This is a genomic window from Spiroplasma endosymbiont of Apeira syringaria (assembly GCF_964020205.1).
Taxonomy (GTDB): domain Bacteria; phylum Bacillota_I; class Bacilli_A; order Mycoplasmatales; family VBWQ01; genus Spiroplasma_E; species Spiroplasma_E ixodetis_A.
In genome coordinates this window covers 1,427,282-1,448,133 of the sequence record NZ_OZ026543.1, presented here as the reverse complement: position 1 = coordinate 1,448,133, position 20,852 = coordinate 1,427,282, and the positions used below count along the sequence as shown (strand labels likewise).

Genomic DNA, 20,852 nt, shown 5'->3' with positions numbered 1-20,852 from the left:
ATTAATGGGTTATTTACTGAGCCATAATAAGGCTATTCAAATTAATCTATAATTACATTAAGCGATATACTGTTATTTTCTAATTTGCTTAACATTAGAATCCTTTTATACTGATAGAAAGATAGGCCTATAGCCAACAGTTATTTTTTTTCTTTCCGACAGTGGTATGAAGTTTTAATCTTTTAACAAAAAAAGAACGATAGTTATATCGTTCTTTGTTATCCATTATTTTATTAATCTATCCATTAAAGTTATGCGCCCAAATTAAAACACCTTGGAATGGCAACCCTTTTTAGGACTATTTTTTGGTAGACATTTGTTTTTGATAATTAACTGGAGTTAAGTAGTTTAAAGTGCTGTGAATTCTTATGTTGTTATATCAATTGATGTAATCAAATAATTCTAATTTTAATTGGATTAATGATGTAAAATTTTTATCATTAATAAATTCGGTTTTGAAAGTTTTAAAGGTTGCTTCAGCAACAGCGTTATCATAAGGACAACCTTTTTTGCTTAAAGAGCGATTAATATTGAATGCTAGTAAAAGTTTATCAATAATTTTATTATTAAATTCATTACCGCGATCACTATGAAATATTTGAATATCTTTTAAACAGCGATTTGAGTGCATAAATGCTTGATATACTAATGATGCATCTTTTTTAGTACCTACACTATGTCCAATTATTTCGCGGTTAAATAGGTCAATTAATAAACAAATATAGTTTCACTTACCATTTACTTGAACATAAGTTAAATCACTAACAATAACTTCATTTTTAACTCTATTATTAAAGTTTCTATTAACAAGATTGGTTATTTGACTATCATTGACTTTATTATGATAATTTTTGAATGATAATTTAGTGTATTTTGATATTAAATTATGTTTATTCATAATTTCTTTAATTTTTCGTCTTGATAAATAAATTTCTTGGTTTTCTAGAATGACTTTTAATCTTCTAGTACCATAAACTTCTTTATTTTCTTTAAAAGCACTAATAACAGCTTCATCATAAATATTATTTTTGATTTTATTTTCTTTTTTCTTTAAATTAAAATAATATGTTGATTTAGAGATTTTTAAAAAATGACACATTGTGCGAATTTTATATTTAACTTTATTTTTGACAATAATTTCTATTTTCTGCCTATTATTAGTGCTGCTTGCTTTAAAATATCATTTTCCATTCTTAATTGTTTTAATTCTTTTCTTAATTTAATTAATTCATTTTCTTCAACAGAACGATTATCTTTAGTTTTAAAACTACCTGAATTAGTAAATTGCTTAATTCAATTGTAAGTAGCTGCTCTTGTAACATTATATTATTTAGCAAGGCAAGATACTGATTTGCCACTTTGATATAAAGCTACTATTTGTTTTTTAAATTCATCGGTATATGAGTTAATATTGGCCATAATTATAGTTCCTTTCTTTGTTCACTTGTCTACGTAATTAGTGTCCAATAAAGTGTAACCCATCCACATCAATTGATATAACAACATAAGAATTCACGGCACTTTAAACTACTTAACTCCAGTTAATTATCAAAAACAAATGTCTACCAAAAAATAGTCCTAAAAAGGGTTGCCATTCCAGATTTTTACAAAAATCATCTGCATATATAGAGTTACTAAATTTAAATAACTCTTGTTCTTGTTCTAATTTATTTAAATTTGTTAAATGTTCAGAAATCATTTTTTTAAAATAATTTAAATCTAAACTATGACTAAAAATATTTTCTTCACAACTTTTAAATTGACATTTTTTATTTTGGAATTCATTGAAAGTAATTGTTTCTCTTCCTCATTTATTTAAATTTGGCTTTTCTCCCTTTATGTACTATTTTAATTTTATCACATAAATGCTGAGAAAAGCCTATCTACGGACTTCTCCCCACATTTTTAAATCAAACATAGAATTACAGTTTCAAAACTAGGTATCTTGTTGAATTTATATGCAGCTTCTTTAGCATATAAATGAACATGATGTTTTGCAACTTTGATATGTGTTTTAAATGTTCTTCTTATATGTTTTCAAACTGATTCAATTTTGTTGGTATTTACACCAATTTTTGAAACATAGCCATCTTGATGGTTAACTGTTTCATGCTTAGTGAAAACTGATTTAAAATCGCAATATCCTTTTCAAGAATCAGTATATACAAGACATTTTGAAGAAATGTGGTTTTTTGCAAACTGCAAAAGATTTTTACTCTTTGCGTTTTTCAATACTTTCACAATTAAATTATTGGTTGTTTTTTGATAAATGCCAACAATCAAGGTTTTATTCACCAATGATCTTCCTTGTTTTTTAAAACCCATATGTGAAAGATACATTTCATCAATTTGCACTGTACCTTCAACAATAAATTGAGGTTTTTGTTTTGCAATACGTGTTCTGATTTTATGAGTCATTCTTCAAGCAGTTTTCAAAGTCACTCCCAATTCTTTTGCAATATCTGTTGATGGAATTCCATGTTTGGTGTTTATTCATCTAAAGATAAGATAAAACCAAGATGTTAAAGATGTTTGTGACCTTGAAAATATGGTGCCTGTGAGAATGCTAAATGTTTGATTACATTTTAAACATCTCATTCTTTTTAAATCAGAAGTATTCAAATTAAAATTAAAACACCTAATACATTTGTTTTCTTTCAAATTTGCTATATATGCAAGACATTGCTGTTCAGTTTGAAAAGCATTGTTGAATTCATTCAGTTTCATTATTCCCTCCACAAGTACATGTGGGGAGAAGTCCGATATATATTATAAATAATAACTACTTTTTCTTTCTTCTTTTTAATACAAATATTGGAATAACAATTGCAAAAAATATTAAAGCAGTAAAACCAATAGTAATAATCATACATATTCTATTTATCTTTTTTTTGTACTGATTTAACTCTTGTGGATTAATAATTTCATAGCCATAATAACTTATAATATTACGTTTACGAAATTTAAAAATAACAATATTAATCATATGAATAAAGAAAATAACACCTAAAATAATTGTTAATGTTATTGCATCTTTAATAATATCAGGAACATTAACTGTTCATTTTTGAATAATAAAAGTTAATTTCTGACCACTAATCAAAAACATAATGCCAATAATAATACCAAGAACAATATAACTACTAATACTTATTCAATTAATAATTATCAAGTTAGCATGAATTTTACGATAATTTCTAATTATAAAATTAGGAGGTAATAGCGATCCTTTTAGTGTTCTTTCAATATATAAATCCACTTCTCTTCTTAATGTCACAAATTCAATAATATTAATCAAAATAATAGTAAGAGCAATAATTGCTAATGGAATAGTAATTACAGGATGAGGAATAATTTTTATGTTAATCATACCAAAATATAAACTAATAAAAGTTGAAGCAATAATTAATGTCATAACACCAATAAATAATAAAATCAATTGTTTTAGCTTCTCTGATTTAATTTCTCTGCTAATTGGTTTTGGAATTTTAAAACTATTTTTATAACTAACTATTTCCATAGTATTAAATGTTTGTGGTTGATCATAATACATATCTTTTTCTTTAGTAAAGTTTTCATTGATCGGCACTGTCTTTTTTTCTTGTAAAGGTATTATATAAGAACTAGTAACTTGTATATTTTTACCATCATATTTTTTTTCATTATAATCGTTTTCATTAAAATCAGAATTATGAATATTTTCTTTATTTTTATTAATTGGTGGTACAACATTGCTAAAATAAGTGTTATTATTAGTTGATTTTTGATAATCTTCTTTATCTGATAACCTATTTTTTTGTGAAAAAAATTTATCAAATAATTTAAATTTTATTTTAGACATATACATCACCTACATTTAATTAGTTAAAATATTTTTTTGTCTTTTTAGAAATATGTTTACTTGAATAAAATTTTCTTTGTAATTTGGCAATTTCATGTTCAATTTCCAAAATTTTATCTTCAAATTGATAATCTTTTTCTTCTAAACTTAAGTATCCTTTAATAGAAATCCTTTTGCGTAAATACATTATTAATAAAATTGATAATAATAACAGAAAAATCAAAAGTGCTAACCCACCCATTGAATATAAAAAAGTAGTAATTGGAATCTCAAAACCTAAAAACTTAATGGTATTAGTACTACTATCATCACTTACTACTGCTAACACTAATTTCACCTCATACATTAGTATATAAATATTATAACAAAAACACCAAATCTAATTAATATTATCTATTTAATAGCTTATTTTCTGTTATAATAATTATTTTAATAATAAAAAAGAATATTAATAATATTCTTTTTCATATGTTCATCCTTCGCTACGTAAATATTTTGCTGCAACAAATTGTGCAAATATTGCTAGAAACAGACCAAAGAAAGTAATCAATAATAAAATTGTATAATCAAGGATTGGACGATTAATTAAAAATAAATCTTCTGGTGGGCGCTGTAACTCTAAAATAAATCTAATTAAATTTCATCCAAAAAAGTAAAGTCCCATTTGAACACCTGCATGCATCATTCGATAATGATGTGGATTATTTATTTCATAAAGTTTTTTGCTTTTATTTATATAATCATTAATTTTCTTACCAGAAAGTTTGACTTCTGCTAATGCTTTATTTACTACATTTTTTGGTACTTGATTATAATAGTAAACTTCATTTCACATTTTAGTTCAAGTCAAATGCTTTGGGTCACGATTTACTTTATTTCAATATTTTGGATTAAAAGTTATTTTTCCTCAGTATTTAAAATTATCTTTAAAATCAAATTGAAACTTATCTGGTTCCACTTTTCATGGCTTTTTACCAAATCATTTACCAAGATTTGGAACAATAAATGTAATCGCTAATCATAAACCTAAATTAGCAATTGATTCATAAAGAAATATTGGTGCACGATAAACAATTTCACCATTAATCGTTTCGGGATTACCACTTGGTCCACCAATTAATTTAAAACAATTATCACGAATAAAAGCAGGTAATCATGATAATGAATCATAACTTACAACGTTACCAAGTAATTCATGATTAAAGAAATTACCTCAACGTCCTAATATCTGCCCTAATAAAATATTAGGAATAATTAAATCGCCATATATTCATAATGATATTTTATACTTACGACCAACAAAGTAAAAAATAATTGCACCAGCAATAATGCCAAATAAAACACCACCATGAATAGACATCCCTGGTTTTCAAAATGCAAATTTTTCAAAAAAACTAATTGACTTATCAGGATCATCCTTACCAAGAAAACTAGCACCAAATAATGAAGCAGGAATAATAAATATTATTGATCATGCTAAAGAATCAGTAGGAACACGATAACGTTTAAATTTTACTCAAGAAGCAATAATTGAAGCAAAAATACCTGACATAATAGCAAATGCATAAACATGAAATCATCCACCATAAGTATCAGTAATGCCGTGAGGTCCAACAAAATCTAAATTTAACATAACAAACACCTCACTTACAAGACCATATTTTAATATAGAATACCATAATAGAATACCATAACTAACTAATAATCACAATATAAATAAAGACAAACAATACATATTGCAAATGTTTCTAAAATTAGTTTTAACAAAATGACAGGCACTACTGGTGAAATTAATAGTTTAACTTTTAACGGTGAGCAAACTTATGCTGTTAATAATAAAGGTATTGTTTATAAAAGTGACAATGGTCAATCTTTTGAAGAAATAAATTTACTTAATTATGATTATAAAATAAAATCACTAATTACAACACCTAATGGAACAATTTACGTTGGAACTTATAATGAAAAAAATAATGAATTAAAAGTTTATATTCTTAAAAATGATCAACTTGCTGAAAAATATACTTTAAGTTAACACCAATGATTAGCAATGACTTTTGACAAAGAAAATAATATTTATATAGGAACAAATGAAGGGGTATATACTAATTCAAGTCCAACAACTGAATTAGAAAAAATAGATGGGGCAACAGGTAACATTACAGTTTTAAAAACAACTAAAAATGGCTTAATTTATGCCGGTAATACAGAAGGAATGATTTTTAAAAGTATTGGGGGTAATCCTTTTAATTTAGTTGAGCAACTAGAAGATGGTGGCATTACAAGCATTGCTGTTGATAATAAAGAAACAGTCTTTGTTACTAACAACAGTAAAAAAGTTTATTATAAACGTGTTACTATTGCTAATTTTTTACCATATAAGCAAACTTTAGAAACAATAAATACAACAGTAATAACTTTTGGAACAGGAGTTTTAGTTGGTGATAAAGATGGTAATATATGAAAAAGTTATAAAGAAAACAACTTTAATTTAATGAATGAAAATAAACTAAATTCAATTAACGAATTGATTTATAATTCTAATAATTTTAGTATTTATGCAACAACTACTGATGGAATATATAAAAATAAATAATCTAATTTAAAATAACTAATTTTAAGTTAGTTCTTTTTTAAAAAAAATTGTAATACTTATTGAAAAATTTAATAGTAAAATTATAAATCATTGTTAAATATGCACCTTATGTTAATTTTTATTATCTTAATGATTTTTCTGGTAAAGTCTAATCAAAATAATACTTCCCCATAATCTTAAATATTTCATGTTATAATGTACTGAGCTTACTTAGGTAAGTTACAGATGTTTTATTATTCTTCATTCTTATATAATTAGGTTGACATCTAATTAAAAAGTTACCTTATTGGTAACTTTTTTGTTATATTTTTAAATTTTAGTTATAATCTTGTAGAGAAATTTGAATTATATATTCCTGTACTTGTTGAAGGTTGTTCAATTATTTCTAAATTATTTATTTCATTTCTAATACTATCTTCAATGGATTTATTTTCTTTATCTTTAATAACACTATTTATTATTGAACAACTAGCAGAAGCCATTGTTAAAATAGGAGAAATTATAGAACCAACATTAGGAACAAATGCAGTCGCACCAGCACCTAAATTAGTTATATTAGCACTTCATTCTGAAATAGTAGTTAAATTTGAATAATTATAATTATTTTTTAATTTTTCAAATTTAATTTCAAGTTCATCTTTATTAATATCATTTATTAATTCATTGTTAATTTTAATTAAAATTTTTATATAATTTTCAATTTTATTTTTAGTTTCATTTAATTTTTTTATTTTTTCGTCTATATTTTCATTTTCTATTTTCTGAATTTCAATGTTATAATCATAATTATTTAATTCTTTAAAATTAATATAAATTTCATCACTAATAATTTCATCATTTTCATTTATTTTTTTGCAAGTTATTGACTTTAATTCTTTTTTACCTAGTTTTGGATGTTGAAAAATATTATTTAATTTTAATTTAATATAATTTTCATTTGTTTCTTGATTTAAATTATCTTTTATTAAAAAGTTTTCAATTTTTTGATAAATAACTTTAGTTGTATGATTATTTTCTTTTTTTAAGTTTAATTTTTTTATAATTTTTATTCCTTTTTTTGAATGATTTAAAATTGGTTTTATAAAAGTTTTCAATTTATTTTATCCTTTCAATATTTAAATATTTTATAAGTTTATCTTATTACTTATAAGTCATTTTTTAATTTAGTCATAATTATTTTATAATATTTGCATTTTTTTTAGATTGTAATTGTTTTAATTTTAAATTAATTTTATTTTTAGTTTCATTTAATTTTTTTAATTGGTATTTTTTTTTACTAGATTTTTCTTTCTTTAAATAAATATTTTCTTTTTTTAATTTACTATTTTCTTGTTTTAAAATTCTATTTTCTTCTTCAAGTATTTTTTCAATTGAAAATTCATTATTAACTAATGGTGAAGGAAAAAAAGGACTAGGTGTTCTATGTTCTATACCTTGATTTTTAAGATTTTCCAAAATATCAATAAATTTTGGACTATTACTGGTAATACGTTCAATTTCTTTTAATTTACTATTTTCTTCTTTTATTTTTTTAATTTCTATATTAACTTCCACAAAATTGAATTCACTTTTTATTAATTTAGTTTGAATTTCATCGTTTTCACTTTTTAAGTTATTTATCATATTATGTCACATTCTATTTATATTTCTTTCAATTTCACTTTTTATTAATTTATTTTGTATTAATTTATTTTCTTCATCAAATATCATCGTCATATTCATATCCATTTTTGATAAATCAATATTATTAAAATCTTGATTAAATAAGAAATTAAAAGAGTTTTGTTCTTCATAATATAAAATATAAGCTCACATTTTTTTAATTTCTTTTTCATTTTGATTTATATTTTCATTTTCTACTTGACCATAATAATCATCTAAATATTTATTTGTCATAATAAACATCTCTATATGTTTACAATAAATTTGCATTTGTTATAATAAACTCCTTTATTTTTTTTATTAAATTAATTTATTATTTTCTTAAAAGTAATGAGTTAAAAATTACATTTACATTAAGTTTTATGATTTTATTTTACACGATTATTTTTTTTATACTTATTTAAACTTTTTTATCTTTATAAGATTCTCTTATTTCTTTTATTTTATTTTTAAATTGTTTTTTTATGAAAATAACACATATTAAAAAATTGCTCTGTACTACTTTCTATATTTAAAGTTTTTAAAGTAACTAATAATTTACTATTACAATCTTTAACAATACATTTAAGTAATACTTTTTCTTTTTTTTGTTTTTGCATTATTTTACTTCCTTTTTACAAGTACATAAATTAATTGATATTTCTAAGTTTTTTAATTTTTTTAATTTGCCTATATTTTCACTAAATTCTTGTATACTTTTCATTGCATAATAATCTGTTTCAAACTTACTCATTTTATTTCTCCTTATTTAAATAATATCAACCAATTAATAAACTATCAGCTTCATCATGATTTGATATTGTTATATTTCAACCTTGTTCATCTATTATACTTTCTGTCATACTTATTGAAAATTCTTTACTTCAATTTTTATTTTTAAAATTAATACTTTGTAAATGATATTTTTTTATATATCATTTCTTTCATGAAGAAGGACTTATTAACATATCTTTTGTTAATAATTTATTAAATTGTCCAGCAATAAAACCTCTTAAATGTTCTTGTGTTTCATAACCAATACCATTTTTACTATGAAAAGTACCACGTTCAATAATTATATTCATATTATCAAAATCTCCAATTTCACCAATCATAAATAATTCAAATATTATTTGTTCATCAAATGTTCGATTAATATTTTTAAATTTTTCAAAACTATAACTTTTAATTCATATTACTGTTCATAGTTTTAATTCAATACAATTATTATTTTCACAATCTATTACATGACATCTTTTTTCTCATAAAGTAAATCCAGTATTTTTTATACTTGGGTCAATTGAAAGTAAATAATTATTCATTATTTTTTCTCCTTATTTTTATTTAAATTCATAACTAATATTTCTAAACAATTCATACATCAATAATTTGTTAATCAAATTCTTTTATTACAATATTTACATTTATTCATAATTTCTATACTCATTTTTATTATTAGTTTTTATATTTTTAAATCTTTCACGAATTTCTTTAAATTTATCAAATAAAGTTTTTAAATAATTTTCACCCATTAATATTAAAAAATCTTTACTATTATTTGGATTTAATCTTTCCATATCTTCTCTGATACATTCATCAAATAAAACTGTATTTGTAATCATATATTTTTCAAAATAATCTAATTGTTTTTCACTTGGTTCTCATTTTTCATTTTGTATTTTTACATTATTATTAATATAATTATTTTGTTGTTTATTTTTAATATCTAAATTAACATTATCATTATCTGGGTCAAGTTCATCTTCACTTAATAACAATAAATTCATTAAAAAATATCTATAAGCATAAGTTTCTGCACTACCTTTTGCTTTTGCTACATCTTTATTTTTAGCACAAGCAAGTATATCAAAATATTTAATTTCTTTATCATTATCTAAATCAATAATTGTATATCTTTTAAAATATGTTATTTCTACTTCTTTAGTCTCTAAATAATTTATTTTTCTATCAGTTGTTAATATATCTTCATGTAAAATCACAATATTTAATTCTTTACATAATAATTTAAATTTATTAAAAATATCACTTAATAATCAATATTTATAATTACCATGAGTATTAAAACCATTTTTAGGTGTACTACCAATTTCTAATTGTAATTTAAGTATTTTTTTATATAAATTATTCATTATAATCAATCTTTCTATTTATTTCATTTTTAATTAAACTTCTTATAAATCCATTAATTTTCATATTTTTTTCTTCACAAATTTCTTTTAATTTTTCATAATTTTTTTCAGTAAATCTTAAATGAATAATAATTTGTTTAGTCATTAAATCTTCTGGTTTCTTTTTAGGAGTTGCTACCATATTTATTCATCTCCTTTAACCTTTAATAATTTTTTTATAATCAATAATTGCTTGTTCTAATTTGTTTACATCTTCATATGTAAAATAATCATTCCTAATGTTTAATTAATAATCAGCATCAATGTTAAGTTCTAAATCTTCATATTTGTCATTAAATTCTTCTTGTAATTCTTCAAATTTTTCTATTAATTTTCTTGCATTTTCTAATTCTAATCTATTCATATTTACACTCCTTTAAAATTTTCTAATTGTAATTCATTAATATAATATTCATATAAAGAATCTCAATTATTTGATGTTAAATACATATCTTCTTCAATCATTTCATCTATACATTTATTACAATAATAATTATTATCTAATTCACTAATTCAAATATATTTTTCATTATGAATATTACATTTCATTTTTTTCACCTATTAATTTATAAAAACATTTATTACAAGTTCTATTTGCAAATGATGAATTTTTATTACATATATCACATGAACCAAATATTTTTTCAATTTCTTCATATTTTAAATATATTCTTTTATCTTCTTTTAAATTAATCATTTATATTAACTCCTTTAATTAAGAATATTTAGAAGCAATAATTATTAATGTTAAAATCATAATAATTATTCAAATTGTTAAAAATACAATTCTACTTTTTCATGATTTTTTATAAAATTCTTTTTGTTCTTCAATTAATTCAATTTGTTCTTTTAATAATTTATTTTGTAATTCTTTATTATCTTCTTGTATTTCTAAATTATCTATTTCTTCCATTTTTAATCTCTTTCTATAATTTTTAATATTTCTTGTATTTCAATATATTTTTTATTTTTAAGTAATTTTTCATTACATAAATTTTTAATTAATTCAATTTTTTCAATATTTAATAACATATTAATTTCCTTTAATACTTTAAATAAAATATTTTTTCATTATGAGTATTTATATATTTCATTGGTGTAACAATATAATTTATTGCTAAATCATTATCATTATATGGATTATTTATTTTAAAACTTTTCATATCTTGTTCTCATGTAATGTTATATTTAAAACATTCTTGATTTTTATCATTTGTAAAAATATAATAACCATTATATTGTTCATAAAATTCACAAGATATTAATTCATTTTCATTTGTAGTAATATCTGAAATATTTTTAATATATTTTAAAATATCACTACCTTTAATACTTTCAATATCTTTTGTAATTGATTTTTTACCTAATTTATAATTAAAATCTTCAATTATTTTTAATGTTATTTTTTTATTATTTTGATTAATAGTAGTATCTTTAATTGGAAATCATGTTTCATATTCACCAATTTCTAATAACATACCTTTAGTTGTTTCTCTAACTTTATTTTTAATATCTAAATTAACATTAATCATTACGAATCCTTTCTACGTATAAGCCTTATCACCTACAGTGATAAAAGGCTTATATACTACTAACTAAATACTTCTACTACTCTACGTAAGGCTTATGCTACTGTAAGTAGCAAAGCCTTGGAGGGTAGGGGTTCTAGGGGGAGGGAACCAAAATTTCTGAAATTTTCAAAGAGCATGACAAAAATTACTATTGGAATATTCCAGCACAATAGCCTAAATAATTTTTTATTTAGTTATGGAATAATTAATTACTTTAATAAAGTGCTGGTTTAATAAAATAATTAATTATAATTGTTCAACAATTAAAAATGAGAGAATTATCTCTCATTATATTTTTATTAAATCGTATCCAAGTTTGCAATTCGCCCGATTTATTTATATGTTGTAATTTTAGTGATAGTAGTGTTCAAGAAGTAAGACGCTATGAAAATACTCATAGTGAAACTACAATTGGCGCTTTAATGAATGTTTGTCAAGTTTTATTAGATGAATATAATATTAATTTATTACCTAATAATCCACATGGTATTAAATGAAAAATTACTAAGGATGGTGGATGTATTATTTTTCCTAACAATCAACAAATTGATTTTATTGGTTATGCTAATGGTAATAAAATTCGGACTTCTCCCCACATGTACTTGTGGAGGGAATAATGAAACTGAATGAATTCAACAATGCTTTTCAAACTGAACAGCAATGTCTTGCATATATAGCAAATTTGAAAGAAAACAAATGTATTAGGTGTTTTATTTTTAATTTGAATACTTCTGATTTAAAAAGAATGAGATGTTTAAAATGTAATCAAACATTTAGCATTCTCACAGGCACCATATTTTCAAGGTCACAAACATCTTTAACATCTTGGTTTTATCTTATCTTTAGATGAATAAACACCAAACATGGAATTCCATCAACATATATTGCAAAAGAATTGGGAGTGACTTTGAAAACTGCTTGAAGAATGACTCATAAAATCAGAACACGTATTGCAAAACAAAAACCTCAATTTATTGTTGAAGGTACAGTGCAAATTGATGAAATGTATCTTTCACATATGGGTTTTAAAAAACAAGGAAGATCCTTGGTGAATAAAACCTTGATTGTTGGCATTTATCAAAAAACAACCAATAATTTAATTGTGAAAGTATTGAAAAACGCAAAGAGTAAAAATCTTTTGCAGTTTGCAAAAAACCACATTTCTTCAAAATGTCTTGTATATACTGATTCTTGAAAAGTATATTGCGATTTTAAATCAGTTTTCACTAAGCATGAAACAGTTAACCATCAAGATGGCTATGTTTCAAAAATTGGTGTAAATACCAACCAAATTGAATCAGTTTGAAAACATATAAGAAGAACATTTAAAACACATATCAAAGTTGCAAAACATCATGTTCATTTATATGCTAAAGAAGCTGCATATAAATTCAACAAGATACCTAGTTTTGAAACTGTAATTCTATGTTTGATTTAAAAATGTGGGGAGAAGTCCGTAGATAGGCTTTTCTCAGCATTTATGTGATAAAATTAAAATAGTACATAAAGGGAGAAAAGCCATAAAATTTTTGGAAAAGAAGCCGGTGGTTCAAGTTTTTTAGGTTCAAGAACAGATGAAATTATTATGGCAGAAGAAAAAGAGACTTTAACAGAAAAACAATTAACATATCGATATGAACGATTACAAAACTCTATGTTTAGAAGTAATCGTATTAAAGTATCAAAAGAACCTATTAAAGAATGAAGTTGAACCTTTATTGATAAATATATATATAGTAGTACGTTTGGACAAAAGATTACTCGTTATTTTTATAAAAGTTTTTTCATTACTTTTACATGCAATCCTTATGATAAATATCATCCATTTTATTTAAAGTATTGCACGCCATTTTTACCGTTAAATGATAAAATCATGGAAAATCTTAAAAAAGTTGGTAAAGTTTATTATGAAAATAAAGAAATGTTTAGTGGTTTAGGTTTATTTATATTAAGATTTACTATTCAACCATTTTGAAATAAATTACCAGACATTCAAAAAAGAACATTATTAGAAATGAAAAAAAGTAATCCTGATGAATTTAATACTTTTTTTTATGGTTTTGAATTTTTAGATAGTGATGCAACAATTTTTCCATTTCAAAAAACTGTAAAATATTGACAATCATATGAGTTAAAACAATTTTATAATCAAGAAAAAGATATGTATAAATTTGATTTTTATAGTGTTGGTATTGATTGAGCTACGGGACCAAAAGACCATACTGTATTTATGGTAGTTGGTTTTAAAGAATATAATAATACTGGTTATTATGATGCTTATATTATTTGTGAATTAGTAGTTACTCCAAATGACTTTATAAATGAAAATGAAAAAATTAATGCTTATGTTAATGAAATTTTAGGATTAATCGATAATTTTGAAAATTTTGACCAAACAATTTATTTTTATGATGATAAAGCAAGAACAGCAATTGATTGATTAAATCAAAAATTAATTGATGAACACAATACTATTCTAATAACACAAACTGCTATTAAACATGCTTCAAATTTAAATCAAGAAGCCGGATTAACTAATAGAGTAGTATGAATGAGAAATATTATGAGTTATGGAAACTTTTATGCTAATAAAGATGATTTACCAAAGACTACTCAATGTTTAGAAGAATTACGTTATGATGAAACAAAAACTAACATTCCTGACAAAAATATGTATCAAGACCCATATGATGCTTTGTTTTATGCACTGTACCCATACAAAAATGTAATTAGGGGTAAAAATAATGCTACTGTAAAAAAAAGTATCTTCACATTTGCTATATAATAAACAATTTCAATATAATTAATAGTATAGGTCTCATAAAATAAACGCCTTTAATTTAGGCGTTATTTTTCATTTAAAAGCATACTTGTAAAAATAATCAAAAATAGTACAATTTAAAAGTAAAATCAAGGAAAAAAGGAGAATTTATGAGTAAAAAAAGGAGTAAAGTTCGAAAAAAGGTAAAAAGTAAACAAAAACAATTTAAAATAATGAATGATAATTTTGATGAAGAAATTGTAATTTGTCAAAGAAAAGGATGTAATAACATTTCAGATAATATTGTTCATGTAGTAATTGATGACGAAGAATTAGCAAATATTTTTGCATGTGAAGAACATGCAGATGAATGTGAAGATAGATTTGTACCTGAATTATTAGAAAATATTAAAAAAATAGAAAATGATGACGAAATTAATAATGCAGAACATTTAATAAATTAAAAAGGAGAAGTTTATTATGAAAACATGAATAAAAACAAATTTAAGTAAAATAACATTAGCATTAGCACTAACTGGTGCTGTAAGCGGAGTAACTGGTTTAATAATTGGTTCAATAGCACACAATAAAACTAATGGTTATCAATCATTTTTTGATTGAGATTATAAAGTCTACTGGGGGGGGCTGGAACAACTATATGGGAAAGAAAAACAAATGATGTTCATAAAATATCATTATATTTTAGTATAAAAAAAGGCTTTTCTCCCTTTATGTACTATTTTAATTTTATCACATAAATGCTGAGAAAAGCCTATCTACGGACTTCTCCCCACATTTTTAAATCAAACATAGAATTACAGTTTCAAAAATAGGTATCTTGTTTAATTTATATGCAGCTTCTTTAGCATATAAATGAACATGATGTTTTGCAACTTTGATATGTGTTTTAAATGTTCTTCTTATATGTTTTCAAACTGATTCAATTTGGTTGGTATTTACACCAATTTTTGAAACATAGCCATCTTGATGGTTAACTGTTTCATGCTTAGTGAAAACTGATTTAAAATCGCAATATCCTTTTCAAGAATCAGTATATACAAGACATTTTGAAGAAATGTGGTTTTTTGCAAACTGCAAAAGATTTTTACTCTTTGCGTTTTTCAATACTTTCACAATTAAATTATTGGTTGTTTTTTGATAAATGCCAACAATCAAGGTTTTATTCACCAAGGATCTTCCTTGTTTTTTAAAACCCATATGTGAAAGATACATTTAATCAATTTGCACTGTACCTTCAACAATAAATTGAGGTTTTTGTTTTGCAATACGTGTTCTGATTTTATGAGTCATTCTTCAAGCAGTTTTCAAAGTCACTCCTAATTCTTTTGCAATATCTGTTGATGGAATTCCATGTTTGGTGTTTATTCATCTAAAGATAAGATAAAACCAAGATGTTAAAGATGTTTGTGACCTTGAAAATATGGTACCTGTGAGAATGCTAAATGTTTGATTACATTTTAAACATCTCATTCTTTTTAAATCAGAAGTATTCAAATTAAAACTAAAACACCTAATACATTTGTTTTCTTTCAAATTTGCTATATATGCAAGACATTGCTGTTCATTTTGAAAAGCATTGTTGAATTAATTAAGTTTCATTATTCCCTCCACAAGTACATGTGGGGAGAAGTCCGTAAAAAAATTACAGCAAGATGATATAAAATGAAATGGCATTTATCCTGATGGATATTTTGATAAATAAAATTAAATTTCTAAGTTAATATATGAAATATTTTCATTGTATTTATCAAATAAAGTAATATTAGTTAAATTTATTTTTTGATTATCAGTTATTAAAATTAAATCGTAATTACCAGCACCAAATATACCACTAATTTCAATCCGATTTAAATTATTAATCGGATTTTCAATTTGTAATTCAAATTCTGGAATGGCAACCCTTTTTAGGACTATTTTTTGGTAGACATTTGTTTTTGATAATTAACTGGAGTTAAGTAGTTTAAAGTGCCGTGAATTCTTATGTTGTTATATCAATTGATGTAATCAAATAATTCTAATTTTAATTGGATTAATGATGTAAAATTTTTATCATTAATAAATTCGGTTTTGAAAGTTTTAAAGGTTGCTTCAGCAACAGCGTTATCATAAGGACAACCTTTTTTGCTTAAAGAGCGATTAATATTGAATGCTAGTAAAAGTTTATCAATAATTTTATTATTAAATTAATTACCGCGATCACTATGAAATATTTGAATATCTTTTAAACAGCGATTTGAGTTCATAAATGCTTGATATACTAATGATGCATCTTTTTTAGTACCTACACTATGTCCAATTATTTCGCGGTTAAATAGGTCAATTAATAAACAAATATAGTTTCACTTACCATTTACTTGAACATAAGTTAAATCACTAACAATAACTTCATTTTTAACTCTATTATTAAAGTTTCTATTAACAAGATTGGTTATTTGACTATCATTGACTTTATTATGATAATTTTTGAATGATAATTTAGTGTATTTTGATATTAAATTATGTTTATTCATAATTTCTTTAATTTTTCGTCTTGATAAATAAATTTCTTGGTTTTCTAGAATGACTTTTAATCTTCTAGTACCATAAACTTCTTTATTTTTTTTAAAAGCACTAATAACAGCTTGTTCATAAATATTATTTTGAATTTTATTTTTTTTCTTTAAATTAAAATAATATGTTGATTTAGAGAGTTTTAAAAAATGACACATTGTGCGAATTTTATATTTAGATTTATTATTTGCAATAATCTCTACTTTCTGCCTATTATTAGTGCTGCTTGCTTTAAAATATCATTTTGGAATGGCAACCTTTTTTAGGACTATTTTTTGGTAGACATTTGTTTTTGATAATTAACTGGAGTTAAGTAGTTTAAAGTGCTGTGAATTCTTATGTTGTTATATCAATTGATGTAATCAAATAATTCTAATTTTAATTGGATTAATGATGTAAAATTTTTATCATTAATAAATTCGGTTTTGAAAGTTTTAAAGGTTGCTTCAGCAACAGCGTTATCATAAGGACAACCTTTTTTGCTTAAAGAGCGATTAATATTGAATGCTAGTAAAAGTTTATCAATAATTTTATTATTAAATTCATTACCGCGATCACTATGAAATATTTGAATATCTTTTAAACAGCGATTTGAGTGCATAAATGCTTGATATACTAATGATGCATCTTTTTTAGTACCTACACTATGTCCAATTATTTCGCGGTTAAATAGGTCAATTAATAAACAAATATAGTTTCACTTACCATTTACTTGAACATAAGTTAAATCACTAACAATAACTTCATTTTTAACTCTATTATTAAAGTTTCTATCAACAAGATTGTTTATTGGACTATCGTTAACTTTGTTATTATGATTTTTGTATGATAATTTAGTGTATTTTGATATTAAATTATGTTTATTCATAATTTCTTTAATTTTTCGTCTTGATAAATAAATTTCTTGGTTTTCTAGAATGACTTTTAATCTTCTAGTACCATAAACTTCTTTATTTTTTTTAAAAGCACTAATAACAGCTTGTTCATAAATATTATTTTGAATTTTATTTTTTTTCTTTAAATGCTGAATTATACTTGTAAGTGCAAGTAAATAAAATTGCAAAAAAATTCTCATATAAAAATTTCATAATGCTAAATTTATTTTATAAAAAAAGTAAGGAGTTTTTATATGAGTTATAAACATCTTGGCGTAGATGAAAGAATTTATATTGAGAATCAATTGAAATTTAAAGTTAAAATTAGTGAAATAGCTAAAAATCTTAATCGAAATATTAGTACTATTATTCGAGAAATTAATAGAAATCAAGATAATAGTAATTATTTTTCATTGATTGCACAAAATAAAGCTGAAAATAGAAAACAATCACATATTTTTTTTCATAAGTTTAAAAATAAAGATTTAGTAAAATATGTGCAACAAAAACTATTATTAGGCTGATCACCTGAACAAATTTATGGCAGAATTAAAAATTTTCATAAACAATGAGTTATTAGTTTTAAAACAATTTACAATTGAATTTATTCTGGATTGCTTGATCAAGTTACTAGTAAAAATTTAAGAAGAAAAGGCAAAAAACGCAAATCTCAAGAAAATCGTGGCAAATTCAATAGCAAATCAATTAAAGAAAGAGATCTTAATATTAATGATCGTATAACACTTGGTCATTGAGAAGGAGATACTATAGTATCATCACGAGGCAAAAGTAAAAAATGTTTAATAACTTTAGTTGAAAGAGTATCACGATTTACTTTAGCAATATTAGTTAAAAACAGAACTACTAAAGTTATTAACAAAAATATTAGCCATTATTTATCAATTCTTCCTAAAAATATTGTTAAAACCATTACTTTTGATCGTGGTAAAGAATTTTCAAATTGACAACAACTTGAAAAAAATTTAGATGTGAAAATTTATTTTGCAAATCCATATTCACCTTGACAAAGAGGTACTAATGAAAATACTAATGGTTTAATTAGAGAAAAATTTCCTAAAAAATTTAATTTTTCAAAAACTTGTAAAAATGAAGTTCATAAATTTATATTGTCTTTAAACCAAAGACCAAGAAAAATACTAAATTATCTTTCACCGATAGAATATTTGGATAGAAAAATAATTTAGTTGCACTTACCTTTACAATTTAGCAAATTAAAATAATATGTTGATTTAGAGAGTTGGATGGGTTACACTTTATTGGACACTAATTACGTAGACAAGTGAACAAAGAAAGGAACTATAATTATGGCCAATATTAACTCATATACCGATGAATTTAAAAAACAAATAGTAGCTTTATATCAAAGTGGCAAATCAGTATCTTGCCTTGTTAAAGAATATAATGTTACAAGAGCAGCTACTTACAATTGAATTAAGCAATTTACTAATTCAGGTAGTTTTAAAACTAAAGATAATCGTTCTGTTGAAGAAAATGAATTAATTAAATTAAGAAAAGAATTAAAACAATTAAGAATGGAAAATGATATTTTAAAGCAAGCAGCACTAATAATAGGCAGAAAGTAGAGATTATTGCAAATAATAAATCTAAATATAAAATTCGCACAATGTGTCATTTTTTAAAACTCTCTAAATCAACATATTATTTTAATTTAAAGAAAAAAAATAAAATTCAAAATAATATTTATGAACAAGCTGTTATTAGTGCTTTTAAAAAAAATAAAGAAGTTTATGGTACTAGAAGATTAAAAGTCATTCTAGAAAACCAAGAAATTTATTTATCAAGACGAAAAATTAAAGAAATTATGAATAAACATAATTTAATATCAAAATACACTAAATTATCATTCAAAAATTATCATAATAAAGTCAATGATAGTCAAATAACCAATCTTGTTAATAGAAACTTTAATAATAGAGTTAAAAATGAAGTTATTGTTAGTGATTTAACTTATGTTCAAGTAAATGGTAAGTGAAACTATATTTGTTTATTAATTGACCTATTTAACCGCGAAATAATTGGACATAGTGTAGGTACTAAAAAAGATGCATCATTAGTATATCAAGCATTTATGCACTCAAATCGCTGTTTAAAAGATATTCAAATATTTCATAGTGATCGCGGTAATGAATTTAATAATAAAATTATTGATAAACTTTTACTAGCATTCAATATTAATCGCTCTTTAAGCAAAAAAGGTTGTCCTTATGATAACGCTGTTGCTGAAGCAACCTTTAAAACTTTCAAAACCGAATTTATTAATGATAAAAATTTTACATCATTAATCCAATTAAAATTAGAATTATTTGATTACATCAATTGATATAACAACATAAGAATTCACAGCACTTTAAACTACTTAACTCCAGTTAATTATCAAAAACAAATGTCTACCAAAAAATAGTCCTAAAAAGGGTTGCCATTCCAGAGTTTTAAAAAATGACACATTGTGCGAATTTTATATTTAGATTTATTATTTGCAATAATCTCTACTTTCTGCCTATTATTAGTGCTGCTTGCTTTAAAATATCATTTTCCATTCTTAATTGTTTTAATTCTTTTCTTAATTTAATTAATTCATTTTCTTCAACAGAACGATTATCTTTAGTTTTAAAACTACCTGAATTAGTAAATTGCTTAATTCAATTGTAAGTAGCTGCTCTTGTAACATTATATTCTTTAACAAGGCAAGATACTGATTTGCCACTTTGATATAAAGCTACTATTTGTTTTTTAAATTCATCGGTATATGAGTTAATATTGGCCAT

The 20,852-nt window shown here is 23.1% G+C and carries 31 protein-coding genes and 1 pseudogene; 9 read left to right on the top strand and 23 right to left on the bottom strand.

The annotated features are described in order from the left end of the window. Nucleotides 1-298: 298 nt before the first annotated feature. Nucleotides 299-1,419, bottom strand: a pseudogene (locus AACL02_RS08900) (IS3 family transposase). A gap of 61 nt (nucleotides 1,420-1,480) precedes the next feature. Here AACL02_RS08900 and AACL02_RS12530 point away from each other — a divergent pair. Next, nucleotides 1,481-1,576: an IS3 family transposase gene (locus tag AACL02_RS12530; protein ID WP_422397852.1), complete on the top strand. Its 96-nt coding sequence runs from the start codon at nucleotides 1,481-1,483 to the stop codon at nucleotides 1,574-1,576. Nucleotides 1,577-1,905: 329 nt separating this feature from the next. Here AACL02_RS12530 and AACL02_RS08895 read toward each other — a convergent pair whose 3' ends face one another. From AACL02_RS08895 to AACL02_RS08880, 4 genes are all read right to left on the bottom strand, one after another. Continuing rightward, nucleotides 1,906-2,727 carry an IS1595 family transposase gene (locus AACL02_RS08895; RefSeq protein WP_339040962.1) on the bottom strand — a complete coding sequence of 274 codons (822 nt, stop codon included), beginning with the start codon at nucleotides 2,725-2,727 and terminating at the stop codon, nucleotides 1,906-1,908. A gap of 55 nt (nucleotides 2,728-2,782) precedes the next feature. After that, nucleotides 2,783-3,841 carry an MSC_0882 family membrane protein gene (locus AACL02_RS08890; RefSeq protein ID WP_338978943.1) on the bottom strand — a complete coding sequence of 353 codons (1,059 nt, stop codon included), beginning with the start codon at nucleotides 3,839-3,841 and terminating at the stop codon, nucleotides 2,783-2,785. A 19-nt stretch (nucleotides 3,842-3,860) separates the two neighbouring features. Further along, nucleotides 3,861-4,169 carry a hypothetical protein gene (locus tag AACL02_RS08885; RefSeq protein ID WP_174480536.1) on the bottom strand — a complete coding sequence of 103 codons (309 nt, stop codon included), beginning with the start codon at nucleotides 4,167-4,169 and terminating at the stop codon, nucleotides 3,861-3,863. Between the two features lie 120 nt (nucleotides 4,170-4,289). Beyond that, nucleotides 4,290-5,474 (bottom strand): prolipoprotein diacylglyceryl transferase, encoded by a 1,185-nt coding sequence (locus tag AACL02_RS08880; RefSeq protein ID WP_338978944.1) that lies wholly within the window; start codon nucleotides 5,472-5,474, stop codon nucleotides 4,290-4,292. Nucleotides 5,475-5,609: 135 nt separating this feature from the next. On the opposite strand from AACL02_RS08880, the gene AACL02_RS08875 reads away from it, so the two are divergent. Then, nucleotides 5,610-5,876 (top strand): hypothetical protein, encoded by a 267-nt coding sequence (locus AACL02_RS08875; RefSeq protein WP_339040959.1) that lies wholly within the window; start codon nucleotides 5,610-5,612, stop codon nucleotides 5,874-5,876. A 15-nt stretch (nucleotides 5,877-5,891) separates the two neighbouring features. Next, complete coding sequence (locus AACL02_RS08870; protein WP_339040958.1) at nucleotides 5,892-6,437, top strand: hypothetical protein; 546 nt, start codon at nucleotides 5,892-5,894, stop codon at nucleotides 6,435-6,437. Nucleotides 6,438-6,757: 320 nt separating this feature from the next. On the opposite strand, the gene AACL02_RS08865 is transcribed toward AACL02_RS08870, so the two are convergent. The 12 genes from AACL02_RS08865 to AACL02_RS08810 all read right to left on the bottom strand — a co-directional run bounded on the left by AACL02_RS08865 (nucleotide 6,758) and on the right by AACL02_RS08810 (nucleotide 12,509). Further along, the gene (locus tag AACL02_RS08865) at nucleotides 6,758-7,531 is read right to left on the bottom strand and encodes a hypothetical protein (protein WP_339040956.1); all 774 of its coding nucleotides are present in this window, start codon (nucleotides 7,529-7,531) and stop codon (nucleotides 6,758-6,760) included. A gap of 79 nt (nucleotides 7,532-7,610) precedes the next feature. Beyond that, nucleotides 7,611-8,333: a hypothetical protein gene (locus AACL02_RS08860; protein ID WP_339040954.1), complete on the bottom strand. Its 723-nt coding sequence runs from the start codon at nucleotides 8,331-8,333 to the stop codon at nucleotides 7,611-7,613. A gap of 215 nt (nucleotides 8,334-8,548) precedes the next feature. Further along, entirely contained in the window at nucleotides 8,549-8,698 is a 150-nt protein-coding gene (locus AACL02_RS08855) for a hypothetical protein (RefSeq protein WP_339040952.1), read from the bottom strand. Beyond that, complete coding sequence (locus tag AACL02_RS08850; protein WP_339040950.1) at nucleotides 8,698-8,832, bottom strand: hypothetical protein; 135 nt, start codon at nucleotides 8,830-8,832, stop codon at nucleotides 8,698-8,700. Before AACL02_RS08850 ends, AACL02_RS08855 begins: the two co-directional genes overlap by 1 nt. 1 nt (nucleotide 8,833) lies before the next feature. Then, nucleotides 8,834-9,400 (bottom strand): hypothetical protein, encoded by a 567-nt coding sequence (locus tag AACL02_RS08845; protein ID WP_339040948.1) that lies wholly within the window; start codon nucleotides 9,398-9,400, stop codon nucleotides 8,834-8,836. Between the two features lie 102 nt (nucleotides 9,401-9,502). Beyond that, nucleotides 9,503-10,228: an ERF family protein gene (locus tag AACL02_RS08840; protein WP_339040946.1), complete on the bottom strand. Its 726-nt coding sequence runs from the start codon at nucleotides 10,226-10,228 to the stop codon at nucleotides 9,503-9,505. Next, on the bottom strand, nucleotides 10,221-10,409 hold the full coding sequence (locus AACL02_RS08835) for a hypothetical protein (RefSeq protein WP_339040944.1): 189 nt from the start codon (nucleotides 10,407-10,409) through the stop codon (nucleotides 10,221-10,223). Before AACL02_RS08835 ends, AACL02_RS08840 begins: the two co-directional genes overlap by 8 nt. A gap of 224 nt (nucleotides 10,410-10,633) precedes the next feature. After that, a complete protein-coding gene (locus AACL02_RS08830; RefSeq protein WP_339040942.1) occupies nucleotides 10,634-10,816 on the bottom strand; it encodes a hypothetical protein in 183 nt (60 codons plus the stop codon). After that, nucleotides 10,806-10,964: a hypothetical protein gene (locus AACL02_RS08825; RefSeq protein WP_339040940.1), complete on the bottom strand. Its 159-nt coding sequence runs from the start codon at nucleotides 10,962-10,964 to the stop codon at nucleotides 10,806-10,808. The genes AACL02_RS08830 and AACL02_RS08825 overlap by 11 nt, the downstream gene beginning before the upstream one ends. An 18-nt stretch (nucleotides 10,965-10,982) precedes the next feature. Beyond that, nucleotides 10,983-11,180: a hypothetical protein gene (locus AACL02_RS08820; protein WP_174480508.1), complete on the bottom strand. Its 198-nt coding sequence runs from the start codon at nucleotides 11,178-11,180 to the stop codon at nucleotides 10,983-10,985. A gap of 130 nt (nucleotides 11,181-11,310) precedes the next feature. Then, nucleotides 11,311-11,799: a hypothetical protein gene (locus tag AACL02_RS08815; protein WP_339040937.1), complete on the bottom strand. Its 489-nt coding sequence runs from the start codon at nucleotides 11,797-11,799 to the stop codon at nucleotides 11,311-11,313. Nucleotides 11,800-12,305: 506 nt separating this feature from the next. Beyond that, nucleotides 12,306-12,509, bottom strand: coding sequence for a hypothetical protein (locus AACL02_RS08810; protein WP_339040935.1), 204 nt, complete (start codon nucleotides 12,507-12,509; stop codon nucleotides 12,306-12,308). On the opposite strand from AACL02_RS08810, the gene AACL02_RS08805 reads away from it, so the two are divergent. From AACL02_RS08805 to AACL02_RS08790, 4 genes are all read left to right on the top strand, one after another. Beyond that, nucleotides 12,455-13,276 carry an IS1595 family transposase gene (locus AACL02_RS08805; RefSeq protein ID WP_339040933.1) on the top strand — a complete coding sequence of 274 codons (822 nt, stop codon included), beginning with the start codon at nucleotides 12,455-12,457 and terminating at the stop codon, nucleotides 13,274-13,276. The two genes, AACL02_RS08810 and AACL02_RS08805, sit on opposite strands and share 55 nt — an antisense overlap. A gap of 147 nt (nucleotides 13,277-13,423) precedes the next feature. Then, nucleotides 13,424-14,623: a hypothetical protein gene (locus tag AACL02_RS08800; RefSeq protein WP_339040931.1), complete on the top strand. Its 1,200-nt coding sequence runs from the start codon at nucleotides 13,424-13,426 to the stop codon at nucleotides 14,621-14,623. A 146-nt stretch (nucleotides 14,624-14,769) separates the two neighbouring features. Continuing rightward, the gene (locus AACL02_RS08795; protein ID WP_339040929.1) at nucleotides 14,770-15,063 is read left to right on the top strand and encodes a hypothetical protein; all 294 of its coding nucleotides are present in this window, start codon (nucleotides 14,770-14,772) and stop codon (nucleotides 15,061-15,063) included. Between the two features lie 16 nt (nucleotides 15,064-15,079). Next, a complete protein-coding gene (locus AACL02_RS08790; protein WP_339040927.1) occupies nucleotides 15,080-15,310 on the top strand; it encodes a hypothetical protein in 231 nt (76 codons plus the stop codon). Between the two features lie 87 nt (nucleotides 15,311-15,397). Here AACL02_RS08790 and AACL02_RS08785 read toward each other — a convergent pair whose 3' ends face one another. The 5 genes from AACL02_RS08785 to AACL02_RS08770 form a co-directional block, all read right to left on the bottom strand. Next, on the bottom strand, nucleotides 15,398-15,832 hold the full coding sequence (locus AACL02_RS08785; RefSeq protein ID WP_339040925.1) for an IS1595 family transposase: 435 nt from the start codon (nucleotides 15,830-15,832) through the stop codon (nucleotides 15,398-15,400). Continuing rightward, entirely contained in the window at nucleotides 15,833-16,153 is a 321-nt protein-coding gene (locus tag AACL02_RS08780; RefSeq protein WP_339040923.1) for a hypothetical protein, read from the bottom strand. A 377-nt stretch (nucleotides 16,154-16,530) separates the two neighbouring features. Continuing rightward, nucleotides 16,531-16,749 carry a transposase gene (locus AACL02_RS12525; RefSeq protein WP_422397851.1) on the bottom strand — a complete coding sequence of 73 codons (219 nt, stop codon included), beginning with the start codon at nucleotides 16,747-16,749 and terminating at the stop codon, nucleotides 16,531-16,533. 54 nt (nucleotides 16,750-16,803) lie between these two features. Next, entirely contained in the window at nucleotides 16,804-17,328 is a 525-nt protein-coding gene (locus AACL02_RS08775; RefSeq protein ID WP_339040921.1) for a DDE-type integrase/transposase/recombinase, read from the bottom strand. 110 nt (nucleotides 17,329-17,438) lie between these two features. Continuing rightward, a complete protein-coding gene (locus AACL02_RS08770; RefSeq protein WP_339040919.1) occupies nucleotides 17,439-18,233 on the bottom strand; it encodes an IS3 family transposase in 795 nt (264 codons plus the stop codon). A gap of 66 nt (nucleotides 18,234-18,299) precedes the next feature. Here AACL02_RS08770 and AACL02_RS08765 point away from each other — a divergent pair, with 66 nt between their 5' ends. Next, complete coding sequence (locus AACL02_RS08765; RefSeq protein WP_339040235.1) at nucleotides 18,300-19,250, top strand: IS30 family transposase; 951 nt, start codon at nucleotides 18,300-18,302, stop codon at nucleotides 19,248-19,250. Nucleotides 19,251-19,370: 120 nt separating this feature from the next. Next, nucleotides 19,371-20,488 (top strand): IS3 family transposase gene (locus AACL02_RS08760; protein WP_422397813.1). Its coding sequence is split into 2 segments (ribosomal slippage): nucleotides 19,371-19,641 and nucleotides 19,641-20,488, totalling 1,119 coding nucleotides; the frame shifts between segments, so codons are not numbered across the junction. An 85-nt stretch (nucleotides 20,489-20,573) separates the two neighbouring features. On the opposite strand, the gene AACL02_RS08755 is transcribed toward AACL02_RS08760, so the two are convergent. Beyond that, nucleotides 20,574-20,852: a transposase gene (locus tag AACL02_RS08755; RefSeq protein ID WP_339040490.1), complete on the bottom strand. Its 279-nt coding sequence runs from the start codon at nucleotides 20,850-20,852 to the stop codon at nucleotides 20,574-20,576.